Here is a 14,029-nt window from a genome sequence, read left to right as displayed (position 1 = left end):
TCATATTTTTAATCAATCTAGGGATCAATCATTTGAGCATTTCGTTTGTGAAAGAAAAATTCGTATCTTCAATTTCTTAATTAGCTAACCGTATGTTTGATGAGTTTTTGACATTTTATGGTTTGATGAGTTTGCTCACGCTTACGATCATGGAAATTGTCTTGGGTATTGATAATGTAATTTTTATTTCAATCATTTCTGACAAATTGGATGCTAATATTCAAGCTAAAGCCCGGTTCATTGGCTTGTCAGGAGCATTAATAATCAGAATTGTATTGTTATCCTTTGTTTCCTATTTAGTCAAAGCGGATAAGGTAGCGTTATTCCATTTATTCAGTATCGGCTTTAGCTGGAGTGACTTGATACACATAGCCGGCGGTTTATTCCTGGTATATAAAAGCACAAGTGAAATATATGAAAAGGTAGAAGGTTATGGCGAGCATGATGTTGACAACAAAAAGAAATTAAGCCTGGGCAATGCAATTTCTCAAATTGTATTGCTGGATGTTGTATTTTCTTTCGATTCTATTTTAGCAGCAGTAGGTTTGACTGTTCATTTTAAAATCATGGTTGTTGCTGTAGTTATTTCTTTAATAATTATGCTTGTTTTTTCTAAGACCATAAGTGATTTCATCAATAAGCATCCATCTGTTAAAGTCCTGGCATTATCATTCCTTTTAATGATTGGTATGATGTTGATATTAGAAGGGTTTGGCAATGAAATTCCTCATGGATATATTTATTTTGCTATGTTCTTTTCCTTATTGGTTGAAGGTATTAACATGTATTCAAACAAAAGAAATAAGACTCGAGAAAATATAGAAAAGGCAGTTGAGCAGGAAGAGAAAGAACAAGAGCAGGAAGAAGAATTATGATCCAGACATTGGAGAATGCCTTGATGAAAGTTGAAGTTTCAGATCAAGGAGCAGAACTACAAAGCATTTTTAATAAACAGAATCAGATCGAATATCTTTGGCAAGGCGAAGCATCTGTCTGGCCACGCAAAGCCCCGGTATTGTTTCCGATTGTCGGCAAAGTAAAAGATAATACCTACATATTTAATCAGCAGGCATATTCCTTACCGCAGCATGGTTTTGCTCGCGATCGTGCATTTAAGCTGATTGCATCCACCAGCACATCGTGTACATACAGACTGACTTCGTCAGACGAAACAATCTATATATATCCTTTTGCATTTGAATTAGACATCATCTATTCAATTGACGATGCCAGATTAAATGTTGCATACCGCATACATAATCCTTCCGACCAAAAAGAATTGTATTTTTCTATCGGCGCTCATCCGGGCTTCCGTTGCCCATTGGTAGAAGGCGAAAAATTTGAAGATTATTATTTAGAATTTGAAAAAGCTGAAAAGCTGAACCGAATATTATTGGATGGTGGCTTACGCGGAGATGAAACCGAAGCAGTTGCACTAACAAACAATAAATTACCATTAACAGTTGACCTATTTGGTCCGAAAGATGCGATTGTAGTTTCCGGATTAAATTCCGAACGCATCTCTTTAAAATCAACGAAGTCCGCTCACGGCTTACATTTTAATTATAAAAATTATCCGTGGTTTGGCATCTGGTCCAAGCCTGGACCGTTTGTTTGTCTGGAGCCATGGATGGGCGTTGCAGACGATATTCATTCAACGGGAGATTTCACTAAAAAAGAAAGCATCCAAAAATTAAAACCTGAAAGCGAAGTTCAATATTCGTATTCGATGGAGTTGTTTTAATAGATCACCCCATAAATGGGACGGCAATGAAAGCCGAGCATATCGTAATACAATCCTACACACATCTTTCATTGCCGTTTGGTTTTAGCCAACGGTTAAATTAATTATTACTGAATCCAAATCCATTCTCTTCTTCATCCTCATCATCTTCGTTTGTATCGTTGATATCAAACATAGAGCCCACCAGATCTTTAAACTGCATTTCGTTGTCGAGTTTGTTTTTACTCAATTGAGAAAATTCTGCAAGTCCGTTCAACACAAATTCCATTAATAACAATTGCTGTTCGGCGGAAGCTGAAGGAACATGTTTCTCTACCAACCCTTTTAAGCCTGATATTGACAACAATGTTTTCTCATACGCCTCATGTGTCATTTCATTTAAAATATCTACTTTATTTCCTTCGCCAAACCATGCAATAATTGGTGCATAGATATTTTCTTTTTTCTTATCCTTCTTTAGCTTTTCAGGATTCGGGAATAAATGTGTGAACTCTGAACGGATTGCTTTTCCAATTAAGAAATACGCAACGTTTGCAATACCTTCCAATTCTCCTTCGTACACCAATTCTACTTTGCCAGTAATAGATGGAATCACTGCATACAAATCAGATAAACGCGCAAAGGTATCCTTCTCTCCATTGATAAACATTCTGCGTTCGGCATAACTAAAGATGCTCTCCATTGCAGAGATCGTCATACGTGCAGATACACCACTCTTCTGATCTACAAATTCGCTCTGGCGTGCTTGGAAAGCAATCTCTTCAATTAAGACACTTAACAAATCATCGATGTGTACATGCTTGCGTTGATGTGCACTGATGTTTGCTTCCTGCGCAGTGATCTCTTTCGAGATATCAATTGTCTTCGGATAGTGTGTTAATATTTGTGAGTCTATACGATCTTTTAATGGAGTAACAATAGAACCACGGTTTGTATAATCTTCCGGGTTTGCTGTAAACACAAATTGTATATCCAGCGGCAGACGTAATTTAAAACCTCTGATCTGTATATCGCCTTCCTGAAGCATATTGAATAACGCTACCTGTATACGTGCCTGCAGATCGGGCAATTCATTGATCACAAAAATACCTCTGTGCGAACGTGGAATTAATCCGAAGTGAATCACACGCTCATCGGCGTAGGTTAATTTTAAGGAAGCAGCTTTGATCGGATCTACATCACCTATCAGATCTGACACAGAAACATCTGGTGTTGCAAGCTTCTCTGTATAACGTTCGTCCCGGTGAATCCATTGAATAGGGGTGCTGTCGCCATTCTCATCAATTGCATCGATAGCAAAACGCGACAAAGGTTTTAACGGATCATCATTCAATTCGGAGAAAGCGATCACGGGCATGTATTCATCCAACAAATGCGTCATCATACGTGCAATACGCGTTTTTGCCTGTCCGCGCAAACCCAATAAAATAATATTATGTTTTGCAAGAATTGCAGTCTGTAATTGAGGGATAACGGAATCCTCAAAACCTTTAATGCCCACAAACGGATTATGTTTCTTTTTTAATGCATCGATTAAATTATCACGCATCTCTTCTTTTACACTTTTTGATTTATAACCCGCAGCCTTTAACTGGCCTAGTGTGCGGATCTTTTTCATGTCGTACTTCATAGATAGTTGCTAGTCGCTAGTTTCGAGGTACTAGACTTTTTAGTTTAATAATATTGAATGCAATTCTTTTAGTAATTTTGTATTTCTAATTGTAATTCGTCAGACCACAAAAAAGTGGTCTGACGAAAGATGGTACCGGAACCACTTTCTAGTAACTAGTACCTAATAGCTGGAAACTATCTAACATTCTTCTTTCTGTTCTTTATATAATCTTCAAATACAAAATCACCCAAGCCATCAAGACCGCTATAGAATGCTTTGCCGTTATTTGTTTGGGTGAACTCGCGCACAAACTGCTGTAAGTATGGATCACGGGCTATCATAAATGTTGTGATCGGGATTTTTAAGCGGCGGCATTGTGCAGCCATGTTCATGGTTTTTGTGATTACTTTCCGATCGAGACCGAAACTGTTTTTATAATAACGTCCATGTTCTTTGATGCAGGTAGGCTTACCATCTGTGATCATGAAGATTTGCTTGTTCGCTGTTTTTCTTCTGCGTAAAATATCCATTGCCAGCTCTAAACCCGCATAGGTATTGGTGTGGTAAGGCCCTACTTGTAAGAAAGGAAGGTCCTTTAATTCAACCGGCCAGGCATCATCGCCAAAAACAATAATATCTAAAGTGTCTTTGGGATATTTTGTTTTGATCAATTCTGCTAAAGCCATTGCTACCTTTTTTGCAGGGGTGATGCGATCTTCTCCGTATAAAATCATTGAATGGGAGATATCGATCATCAACACCGTAGAGCTCGACGACTTATGTTCGCGCTCACGGATATTCAGATCTTCATCGTATAATTTGAATTCATCAATGCCGTGATTTACTTGAGCATTGTGAATAGAAGATGTCATGTCGATGGAATCCAGTGTATCGCCAAACTGAAAAGGCCTGGAGTCTGAATTAAATTCATCACCTACACCACTTTGCGTGATTTTGTGGTTGCCTACCGAGTTTTTCTTCAGCTTACCGAAAATTTCCTCCAATGCAGATTTGCGGATACTTTGTTCGGTCTTAGAGGTTGGCTGCGGAATATTTCCGCTTCCAGGTACATCTGTGATGAAACCGTTCTCTTTCAGATCGCTTATAAAATCACCCATGCCATAAGCCGGGTCTATAAATTTATACTGCTGATCCAGCTCATTCATCCAGGTCAATGTTTCAGACACATTGCCATTGGTGAGCTGCAGCAGATGCAGGAATATTTTATTGAGCCCGCTGAACCCCTTTTCCTGAGAAGGTGGCGGCACATAAGTTGAGAAACGATTTCCAATCATGGCACTATAACAACAAAAGGAGGAATTAAGTTGAAGGTAGTAAAATTTAAAAATGAAAGACTGAATTTGCCCAATAAATACCTCACCTTTTTCAAATCCTTTATACCAAAGGGACAGAGAAACAATCTTCGAAATATTATAAAACAGCGTAAAAACCTCGATTTCTTGTTAGAAACTATACTTTAAAATTCTTATTGAGATATTTTTTAATTATAATATATTGATTTTAAATAATATATGTATGTTATATATTTTTGGTCAATACCATATGATCTGTCAGAAACCGTAATAATTATGGAATTTAAGAATAAAATTCCTTCTTATTTCGCTATTTTTGTTCATACCGTATTCTTAGTATGACAAAAAGATTATAAATCAACGACGGTTGATTTTATCTGATTAGTTTGAAAGGACTTAATTATCAGATGTTTTTATAGCTTTTTCGTTTTCAGGAATCCGGTTGCTAGCATTAAATACAAATAAATAGTTCGAATTATTATTATGGGAAAGAGAATTTTCGTTTTCGACACAACACTTAGAGATGGTGAACAGGTCCCGGGTTGTCAATTGAACACTGAGGAAAAAATCATCGTTGCGAAAGCGTTGGACGAATTAGGTGTCGACGTGATCGAAGCAGGTTTCCCGGTATCAAGCCCAGGAGACTTTAATTCAGTTGTAGAAATTACTAAAGCAGTTACGCGTCCGACTATTTGCGCACTTACACGTGCCAAAGAAGCGGATATCAATATTGCTGGTGAAGCACTGCGTTTTGCAAAGCGCAGCCGTATTCATACAGGTATTGGCAGTTCTGATATTCATATTGAACATAAACTTCGTTCTACCCGCGAAAATATTCTTGAAATGGCTGTAGCTGCTGTAAAGCAGGCTAAGAAAGTTGTTCATGAAGTAGAATTTTTCTGTGAAGATGCTGGTCGTGCAGACGAAGCATTCCTTGCGCGCATGGTTGAAGCTGTGATTGCTGCTGGAGCAGATGTAGTAAACATTCCGGATACAACAGGATATATGTTGCCTTGGCAGTATGGTGAGCGTATCAAATATTTGATGAACAATGTATCAAATATTGATAAAGCAATCTTAGCAGCGCATTGTCACAACGATTTAGGATTAGCAACCGCAAATTCACTGGCTGCATTAACAAATGGTGCTCGTCAGGTTGAATGTACGATCAACGGTATCGGGGAGCGTGCAGGCAATACAGCTTTAGAAGAAGTAGTAATGGCAATGGAATGCCACAAAGGCACACTAGGTTTTGAAACAGGGATTAATCATAAAAAATTGGTCCCGATCAGTCACCTGGTATCTACGTTGATGCGTATGCAAGTTCAGCCAAACAAAGCAATTGTTGGTAGAAATGCATTTGCGCACTCTTCAGGGATTCACCAGGATGGTTTCTTAAAGCACCGCGAAACATACGAGATCATTGATCCGGCTGCTGTTGGCGCAGATTCTTCTTCGATTATTCTTACGGCACGTAGCGGCCGTGCAGCATTGAACCACCGTTTGGCAACAATCGGTTACATGTTGTCTAAAGAGCAATTGGATCAGGCATATTCTCAATTCTTAGATATGGCAGATCACTTGAGAAAAGTAGAAGACGAGAACTTACACGAATTAATGCGTGGCAAAGTTTACGCAAAGTAATTATTGAAAGAAATTAAGTAATAATAATATACACTAGTATCTGAATATAGAAATGGGAACGACCTTATTCGAAAAAGTTTGGAATGCACACGTAGTAACAGAGGTTAAAGATGGTCCAAGTATCTTGTACATCGACAAACAATTGATTCACGAAGTAACAAGCCCGCAAGCATTTGCAGGTATTGAAAAAAGAGGTATTGGTGTTTTCCGTCCGGAAAGAACATTAGCAACTCCTGATCACAACGTTCCTACAAAAGGACAAAATTTACCGATCGTTGAAGACTTATCTCGTTTTCAGGTTGATAAATTAACAGATAACTGCAACAAATTTGGCGTTACGCTTTATGGTTTAGGTCACGCATCTCAAGGTGTTGTACACGTAGTTGGTCCTGAAACAGGAACGACGCTTCCGGGTATGACAATTGTTTGTGGTGATTCACATACATCTACACACGGTGCATTTGGTTCAATCGCATTTGGTATCGGTACTTCTGAAGTTGAGCAAGTATTAGCTACACAATGTTTGATGCAGACAAAAGCAAAAACATTAAAAATTGAAATCAATGGGAAACTTGCTAAAGGCGTAACAGCGAAAGATGTTATTCTTTATGTAATTGCTCAGATCTCTGCAGCAGGTGGTACAGGTTATTTCGTTGAATACTGTGGTTCTGCAATTACAGCGCTTTCTATGGAAGCACGTATGACGATCTGCAACATGAGTATCGAAATGGGTGCTCGTGGTGGTATGATCGCTCCGGATGAAACAACATTCAACTACATCAAAGGACGTGAGTTCGCTCCTAAAGGTGCTAAATGGGATGAAGCAGTTGCATACTGGAAAACATTGTATACAGATGCAGATGCTGTATTCGATAAAACATTGAAATACGATGCTGCGGATATCGGACCGATGATCACATACGGAACGAATCCGGGTATGGGTATCAGTGTAAATAAAAATATCCCTACTATCGATTCAATCGAAGAAAGTAATAAAGTAACATTCAATAAAGCACTTGACTACATGGGCTTCCATGCAGGTGATTCGTTGATCGGCAAACAAGTAAACTGGGTATTCTTAGGCAGCTGTACAAACGGCCGTATCGAAGATTTAAGACAGTTTGCTGAATTTGTAAAAGGCAAACAAAAGGCTGCAAACATCAATGCATTGATCGTACCGGGTTCTAAGCAAGTTGAAAAACAAGCAATCGCAGAAGGTATTGATAAAGTATTGGCAGAAGCGGGTTTTGAATTAAGAGAACCAGGTTGTTCTGCTTGTCTTGCAATGAATGAAGACAAAGTTCCTAAAGGTGAATATTGTGTATCTACATCAAACCGTAATTTCGAAGGCCGTCAAGGACCTGGAGCACGTACGTTGCTTGTAAGTCCGTTGACTGCAGCAGCAATCGCGGTAAGCGGTAAGATTGTTGATGTACGTGAGATGTTGAACTAATCTTCAACGTTCATTTCATTCATTAAAAGAATTTAAGACTTTAAAATATTCCGAAACAATGGAAAAATTTACAACAATACAATCAACTGTGGTTCCCCTTCCTATTGAAGATGTGGATACAGATCAAATTATACCTGCGCGTTTCTTAAAAGCGACTACAAAATCAGGTTTTGGTAAAAGCCTTTTCTGTGATTGGAGATACAATGAAGATGGTACTCCAAAAGCAGATTTCGTAATGAACAATCCGTTATACAGCGGAAAAATTCTTGTAGCTGGCAGAAACTTCGGTTGCGGTTCTTCCAGAGAGCACGCTGCGTGGGCTATTGATGATGCAGGTTTCAAAGTGGTAGTATCTTCTTTCTTTGCAGATATTTTCCGTGGCAATGCATTAAACAACGGTATTCTTCCTGTACAGGTATCAGACGCTTTCTTAAAAAGCATTTTCGATGCAGTAGCTGCAAATGCAAAACAGGAATTAAATGTTGATTTAGTAAATCAGGTAATTTCCATTACCGGAACAGACTTGAAAGAAAGCTTCGTGATCAACGAATACAAAAAAACATGTTTGATCAACGGCTACGATGATATCGATTATGTATTGAGTATTAAAGATAAGATCGAACAGTACGAGAAGACTTCAAAGTATCTTGATTTACTTAAGGCTTAGTTATTGCTTAATGCTGAAAGCCTAAGGCCTAAAGCTTTTGTTCTAACAACCAATACAGTTAATAGTAAGATTGAATGTTTCTCAATCATTGCTTAAAAAGAAAACATAATTAAAATATTTTGCACCAAACAAGCCTTAGGCTTTTGGCCTTGGGCATTTCGCTTAACATGGAAAAGAAAATTGCAGTATTAAAAGGTGATGGTATCGGTCCGGAAGTTACGGATCAGGCATTAAAAGTTTTGAAAGCAGTAGAAAAAACTTTCGGTCATAAATTTCATTATACAGAAGCACTAGTTGGTGCGGTTGCAATTGATGCAACAGGAAACCCTTTTCCTGAAGAAACATTGAAAGTTTGTCAAAGTTCTGATGCAATCTTATTTGGCGCTATCGGTCACCCGAAATATGACAACGATCCAAAAGCTAAAGTACGTCCTGAGCAAGGTTTACTTGCAATGCGTAAGGCTTTAGGTTTGTTCGCAAACATTCGTCCGGTTAATACTTACAAAATATTAGAGAACGCTTCTCCATTACGTGCAGATCTTGTACAGAATGTTGACTTCGTTGTATTCCGTGAATTGACTGGCGGTATTTACTTCGGTACACGTGGTCGTAGCGAAGATGGTAACATGGCATTCGATACATGTACATACACACGCGATGAAATTCTTCGTATCTCTAAACTGGCTTTTGAATCTGCACGTCAACGTAAAAATCACGTTACGTTAGTAGATAAAGCAAACGTATTGGCTTCGTCTCGTTTATGGAGAGAAGTTGTAAAAGAATATCATGCAGCAAACTTCGCTGATGTTACACTTGATTTCATGTTCGTTGATAACGCAGCAATGAAGATCATTCAGCAACCAGCTTTCTTTGACGTTGTGTTAACAGAAAACATGTTTGGTGATATCATCACAGATGAAGCTTCAGTAATTACTGGTTCTATGGGTATGTTGCCTTCAGCTTCTGTAGGTAGTGTAGTTGGTTTGTATGAGCCAATCCATGGTTCTTACCCTGAAGGTGCAGGTTTAAATATCGCGAACCCGAACGGTGCAATTCTTTCAGCGGCATTGTTGTTAGAGACTTCTTTCGGTATGGTAGCTGAAGCGAAAGCAATTCGTGCAGCAGTTGAAAAAGCAATGGAAGATGGAATTTTAACGATTGATATTCGTCGTGAAAACCCAAACTCTACTACTGAAGTTGGTGACTACGTTGCAAACTTAGTTGCTAAAGGCGCAAGCGTTGTTGCATAATTTTAACATTGATTATTGTGAGTACAGAATTAAATAAAATAAGTAAACGTTTAACCCAAGATCCATCTCAGCCTGCATCTCAGGCCATGATGTATGGAGCAGGTTTTACGGATGAGGATATGAAAAAGCCAATCGTTGGGATTGGCAGTACAGGTTTCGATGGTAACACATGTAACATGCACTTAAATATCCTTGCCGGACAAGTGAAAGGTAGCATCACACGTGGCGGTATGGTTGGACTTGGTTTCAACACAATCGGTGTGAGTGATGGTATTTCAATGGGCACAGAAGGAATGCGTTTCTCTCTTGTTTCTCGTGACGTTATCGCGGATTCAATCGAAACAATTTGCGAGGCTCATTACTACGATGCATTGATAACGGTTGTAGGTTGTGATAAAAATATGCCGGGTGCTGCAATAGCAATGGCTCGTTTGAATCGCCCGTCAATCATGGTATATGGCGGTACAATACACTCCGGTCACTACAAAGGCGAGAAACTAAATATCGTTTCTGCGTTTGAAGCATTGGGTAAAAAAGTAGCCGGCACAATTTCGGAAGAAGATTACCAGGGTGTAATTAAAAATGCTTGTCCGGGCGCAGGTGCTTGCGGTGGTATGTATACTGCAAACACAATGGCATCAGCAATTGAAGCAATGGGATTAACACTTCCATATTCTTCTACTGCTCCTGCAACAAGTGAAAAGAAAAAAGCAGAAACATTGGCGCTTGGTAAAGCAATGATGCTTTTGTTAGAAAGAGATATCAAGCCACGCGATATCATGACGTTTAAAGCATTTGAAAATGCAATACGCGTGATTTTGGTATTGGGTGGTTCTACAAATGCAGTAATGCACTTGATCGCAATGGCTAAAGCTGCAGGTGTTAAATTAACGATCGATGATTTTCAACGCATCGGGAATACAACACCGTTATTGGCAGACTTAAAACCAAGCGGCAAGTATATGATGGAAGACATGGATGCTATTGGTGGAGTGCCTTCTGTAATGCGTTTGTTAGCGAAACATAACTTGCTTCATTTAGATTGCATGACTGTAACAGGTAAAACTGTTGGAGAGAATTTAAAAGAAGCACAAGATCTTCCGAATGATCAGGACTTGATGTATGCTTGGGAAAACCCAATCAAAGCAACTGGTCACTTACAAATTCTTTATGGCAATCTTGCACCCGAAGGTTCTGTTGCAAAAATTACCGGTAAAGAAGGAACATTCTTCGAAGGTCCTGCTCGTGTATACAACTCGGAAGAGGAAGTAAACGCAGGCTTAGAGGCCAATGAAGTAAAAGCCGGTGAGGTAATCGTTATTCGTAACGTAGGTCCTAAAGGCGGTCCGGGTATGCCTGAAATGTTGAAGCCAACAGCTTTATTAATGGGCTTAGGTTTAGGCAATGAATGTGCATTGATCACAGACGGCCGTTTCTCTGGTGGTACGCATGGTTTCGTAGTTGGCCACATCACACCGGAAGCAATAGATGGTGGTACGATTGGCTTGGTACAAAATGGAGACATCATTTTAATTGACGCTGTCAAAAGAATTTTGGAAGTGAAAATTTCTGAAGAAGAAATCGCTAAACGTCGTGCTGTATGGGTAAAACCTGCACCAAGAGCGACGTCTGGCGTGTTGTATAAATATATGAAATTAGTATCTTCTGCATCTGAAGGATGCGTTACCGATAATTAATTAAAAAGCTAGCTTTATGAAGCCTAAGATTAAATTAAGAGGAGCAGAGTACATTGTTCGCATCATCGAATTGTTGGATGCGCGTGATCTTTTTGCCTATCCAGGCGGTGCAATTTTGCCTATCTACGATGCGCTCGCATATAGTAGTTTAAATTGTGTGCTTGTTCGTCACGAACAAGGCGCAGCGTTCATGGCTAATGGCTATGCACGTGTTAGCGGCCGTCCGGGTTTTTGCCTGGCAACATCTGGTCCGGGTGCTACGAACCTTGTGACTGGTATTGCGGATGCGTATGCGGATAGTGTTCCGATGATTGCGATCACAGGACAAGTTGCATTGCACTTAATTGGTTCTGATGCGTTTCAGGAAACGGACATTACAGGTATCTGTATCCCGATCACGAAAAAAACATATTTGATAACAGACCTTAGCAATGCAGCAGACATTTTCAGCGAAGCATACAGAGTTTCTGTTAGTGGCCGTCCAGGTCCGGTATTGATCGACGTTCCAAGAAGCATTCAAGGTGAGTACGTTGAATTGGATGAAGATTGGGAAAGCAAATTTGTAAAACCTGAACGTGAAGTAAAAAATAACTTCTCTGATCAGGATATTGCAGCTGCAGTTGAATTATTCAAAAATGCAGAGCGTCCTTTGATCTTATGTGGCCATGGTATTTTATTATCAAAAGCGTGGGATGAATTGAGAACATTTGTACATCGCGAAAATGTTCCTACGATCTCCACCATCTTAGGTATTGGTGCTATGGAACATGATGATCCGTTGTACTTCCAATGGTTGGGTATGCATGGTATGAAGTATTGCAACGATGCCGTACAGAATGCAGATTTGATCGTTGCATGGGGTATTCGTTTTGATGATCGTATTACTGGTAAGCTTGCAGACTTCGCTCCAAAAGCAAAAGTAATACACGTTGATATTGATAGAAGTGAGTCAAGTAAAAACGTTCCTACAAACGTATTCATTAACGGTGATTTGAAAACCGTTATTGACCGCATGCCGGATACACGTACAGAAAATAACATTCGCGACAGAGCTGCATGGGTAGCAAAGTTGAATGAATGGCGTGAAGAGTATCCATTACAGGAAGCAGATTACAGCAAGTTCACGCAGGTGTCCGCAATACAATTGCTGGATGAAATGCTGGATCGTTCTGCAGTTGTTTCTACAGACGTTGGTCAGCACCAGATGTGGGCTGCACAATATTGTCAGCGTTTGAAACCAAATCACTTCTTAACATCAGGTGGACTAGGTTCTATGGGCTTTGGTTTACCTGCTGCGATGGGTGCACAGGCAGCATTGCCATTCAACGATGTATGGTGTATTACAGGTGATGGTTCGTTCCAAATGAACATGCAGGAAATGGTTACCTGTGTTCAGGAGAAATGGCCGGTGAAGATCTTAATCTTAGATAATAATTATTTAGGAATGGTACGTCAGTGGCAGGAACAATTCTATTCTAAAAACTACAGTGGTGTAAACTTATTGAATCCGGACTTTGTAATGCTTGCAAAAGCGTGCGGCATGGATTCATGTTATGTAGACAATACAGAAGACTTGAAGAAGGCAATTCAAACTGCACACGATCACAAAGGTCCGTATTTGATACACGCATACGTAATGAAAGAAGAAAATGTATTGCCAATGGTTGCGCCAGGCACATCGCTTTCAGAAACGATCTACTATCCTGCAAAGGCACAAGCAGAAAAAGTAACGAAGTAATTATTCGTGAGATATAAAAAGGAAAGACAGCTTGATAAGGCTGTCTTTCTTTATTAAATTAATGAAACTATATTTTCTATTTATTAAAATATTTTTATTCATAAATTTGAACAATGAAAGAAATTGATTTTTGGACTAATTTCCTAGCAAATATATTTACGATTGCTGTATCAATAACAGCACTGTATGTTTTTTTCTTTAATAAAGAAAAAATATCATCAGCTATAAATTTCATTCTGAGTTATTCCAATCAACTTTCTTTGACAGAACTTAAGTTTAAAATTGAACGATTAAATGATTATAACACTGGTGATGTTTCGCAAAAAGCAGAAGTGATAAATATTCTACATGATATTGAAGGGCAAATATTAGGAAATAAAAAATTAAAAAAAGAGTTACATGAGCAACTTGGAAAACTAGCAAATTACACTTCTAATCCTAAAATTTTGACTGAGCCTAAAAAAAGAAGTTTAGTAAGTGAATTAAAAGAAAGTGTAAGAAATATTGATGTTTCAAGTTACAATGAAATTTTTGATACAAAAAAAGAACACAAATCATGAAAATAATTCAAGTAATTAACACAATGATTACTAATCAGTCTAAAATTAGTGATATCATTAGAAAAAATAGGGAATATTTTTTTATTTATGACAAAAAGCATAAATGGTCTATTGCAAAATTAGACGATGAAGAAGAATATTTTCTTCACTTGTATCCTACCGATGAGTTAGATATTAAACAACTTTCAACAAATATGGAATGGGAAGGATTTACTTATGTTACATATTCATCTGAAGATATAAAAACTAAAGAAGGAATAGAATCCTTCAGAGAATTATATCAAATTCTTTCCGATAAGGTTTTGGGAATAGATGATATATTCAATGACATACTAAAAGACGAATTTTAAG

At 38.5% G+C, this 14,029-nt stretch carries 12 protein-coding genes; 10 read left to right on the top strand and 2 right to left on the bottom strand.

The window, feature by feature from the left end:
- Positions 1-92 precede the first annotated feature (92 nt).
- Both A3EE_RS0101015 and A3EE_RS0101010 read left to right on the top strand, forming a co-directional pair.
- Complete coding sequence (locus tag A3EE_RS0101015) at positions 93-875, top strand: TerC family protein (RefSeq protein ID WP_026209524.1); 783 nt, start codon at positions 93-95, stop codon at positions 873-875.
- Positions 872-1,744: an aldose 1-epimerase family protein gene (locus tag A3EE_RS0101010; RefSeq protein ID WP_026209523.1), complete on the top strand. Its 873-nt coding sequence runs from the start codon at positions 872-874 to the stop codon at positions 1,742-1,744. Before A3EE_RS0101015 ends, A3EE_RS0101010 begins: the two co-directional genes overlap by 4 nt.
- Before the next feature lie 100 nt (positions 1,745-1,844).
- Here A3EE_RS0101010 and A3EE_RS0101005 read toward each other — a convergent pair whose 3' ends face one another.
- Both A3EE_RS0101005 and A3EE_RS0101000 read right to left on the bottom strand, forming a co-directional pair.
- The gene (locus A3EE_RS0101005) at positions 1,845-3,374 is read right to left on the bottom strand and encodes a P-loop NTPase family protein (protein WP_018341555.1); all 1,530 of its coding nucleotides are present in this window, start codon (positions 3,372-3,374) and stop codon (positions 1,845-1,847) included.
- Between the two features lie 176 nt (positions 3,375-3,550).
- Entirely contained in the window at positions 3,551-4,651 is a 1,101-nt protein-coding gene (locus tag A3EE_RS0101000) for a vWA domain-containing protein (RefSeq protein WP_018341554.1), read from the bottom strand.
- A 501-nt stretch (positions 4,652-5,152) separates the two neighbouring features.
- On the opposite strand from A3EE_RS0101000, the gene A3EE_RS19825 reads away from it, so the two are divergent.
- The 8 genes from A3EE_RS19825 to A3EE_RS0100960 all read left to right on the top strand — a co-directional run bounded on the left by A3EE_RS19825 (position 5,153) and on the right by A3EE_RS0100960 (position 14,028).
- Positions 5,153-6,313 (top strand): 2-isopropylmalate synthase, encoded by a 1,161-nt coding sequence (locus A3EE_RS19825; protein ID WP_018341553.1) that lies wholly within the window; start codon positions 5,153-5,155, stop codon positions 6,311-6,313.
- 52 nt (positions 6,314-6,365) lie between these two features.
- Positions 6,366-7,766 carry a 3-isopropylmalate dehydratase large subunit gene (gene leuC, locus A3EE_RS0100990; protein WP_018341552.1) on the top strand — a complete coding sequence of 467 codons (1,401 nt, stop codon included), beginning with the start codon at positions 6,366-6,368 and terminating at the stop codon, positions 7,764-7,766.
- A gap of 58 nt (positions 7,767-7,824) precedes the next feature.
- On the top strand, positions 7,825-8,433 hold the full coding sequence (gene leuD, locus A3EE_RS0100985; RefSeq protein WP_018341551.1) for a 3-isopropylmalate dehydratase small subunit: 609 nt from the start codon (positions 7,825-7,827) through the stop codon (positions 8,431-8,433).
- A gap of 167 nt (positions 8,434-8,600) precedes the next feature.
- Entirely contained in the window at positions 8,601-9,683 is a 1,083-nt protein-coding gene (leuB, locus tag A3EE_RS0100980; RefSeq protein ID WP_033417390.1) for a 3-isopropylmalate dehydrogenase, read from the top strand.
- A gap of 8 nt (positions 9,684-9,691) precedes the next feature.
- Complete coding sequence (ilvD, locus tag A3EE_RS0100975) at positions 9,692-11,380, top strand: dihydroxy-acid dehydratase (protein WP_018341549.1); 1,689 nt, start codon at positions 9,692-9,694, stop codon at positions 11,378-11,380.
- Between the two features lie 16 nt (positions 11,381-11,396).
- Positions 11,397-13,118, top strand: a complete 1,722-nt coding sequence (gene ilvB / locus A3EE_RS0100970; RefSeq protein WP_018341548.1) for a biosynthetic-type acetolactate synthase large subunit — start codon at positions 11,397-11,399, stop codon at positions 13,116-13,118.
- A gap of 113 nt (positions 13,119-13,231) precedes the next feature.
- The gene (locus A3EE_RS0100965) at positions 13,232-13,678 is read left to right on the top strand and encodes a hypothetical protein (RefSeq protein WP_018341547.1); all 447 of its coding nucleotides are present in this window, start codon (positions 13,232-13,234) and stop codon (positions 13,676-13,678) included.
- Entirely contained in the window at positions 13,675-14,028 is a 354-nt protein-coding gene (locus A3EE_RS0100960; protein WP_018341546.1) for a hypothetical protein, read from the top strand. The genes A3EE_RS0100965 and A3EE_RS0100960 overlap by 4 nt, the downstream gene beginning before the upstream one ends.
- The last annotated feature ends 1 nt before the right edge of the window (position 14,029 follow it).

This window comes from Cytophaga aurantiaca DSM 3654 (genome assembly GCF_000379725.1).
Classification (GTDB): domain Bacteria; phylum Bacteroidota; class Bacteroidia; order Cytophagales; family Cytophagaceae; genus Cytophaga; species Cytophaga aurantiaca.
This window is presented reverse-complemented; position numbering and strand designations above follow the sequence as displayed.

Coding starts and splice junctions, on each gene's coding strand:
- A3EE_RS0101015 (WP_026209524.1), top strand. CDS start 93: ATGTTTGATGAGTTTTTGACATTTTATGGTTTGATGAGTTTGCTCACG.
- A3EE_RS0101010 (WP_026209523.1), top strand. CDS start 872: ATGATCCAGACATTGGAGAATGCCTTGATGAAAGTTGAAGTTTCAGAT.
- A3EE_RS0101005 (WP_018341555.1), bottom strand. CDS start 3,374: ATGAAGTACGACATGAAAAAGATCCGCACACTAGGCCAGTTAAAGGCT.
- A3EE_RS0101000 (WP_018341554.1), bottom strand. CDS start 4,651: ATGATTGGAAATCGTTTCTCAACTTATGTGCCGCCACCTTCTCAGGAA.
- A3EE_RS19825 (WP_018341553.1), top strand. CDS start 5,153: ATGGGAAAGAGAATTTTCGTTTTCGACACAACACTTAGAGATGGTGAA.
- leuC (WP_018341552.1), top strand. CDS start 6,366: ATGGGAACGACCTTATTCGAAAAAGTTTGGAATGCACACGTAGTAACA.
- leuD (WP_018341551.1), top strand. CDS start 7,825: ATGGAAAAATTTACAACAATACAATCAACTGTGGTTCCCCTTCCTATT.
- leuB (WP_033417390.1), top strand. CDS start 8,601: ATGGAAAAGAAAATTGCAGTATTAAAAGGTGATGGTATCGGTCCGGAA.
- ilvB (WP_018341548.1), top strand. CDS start 11,397: ATGAAGCCTAAGATTAAATTAAGAGGAGCAGAGTACATTGTTCGCATC.
- A3EE_RS0100965 (WP_018341547.1), top strand. CDS start 13,232: ATGAAAGAAATTGATTTTTGGACTAATTTCCTAGCAAATATATTTACG.
- A3EE_RS0100960 (WP_018341546.1), top strand. CDS start 13,675: ATGAAAATAATTCAAGTAATTAACACAATGATTACTAATCAGTCTAAA.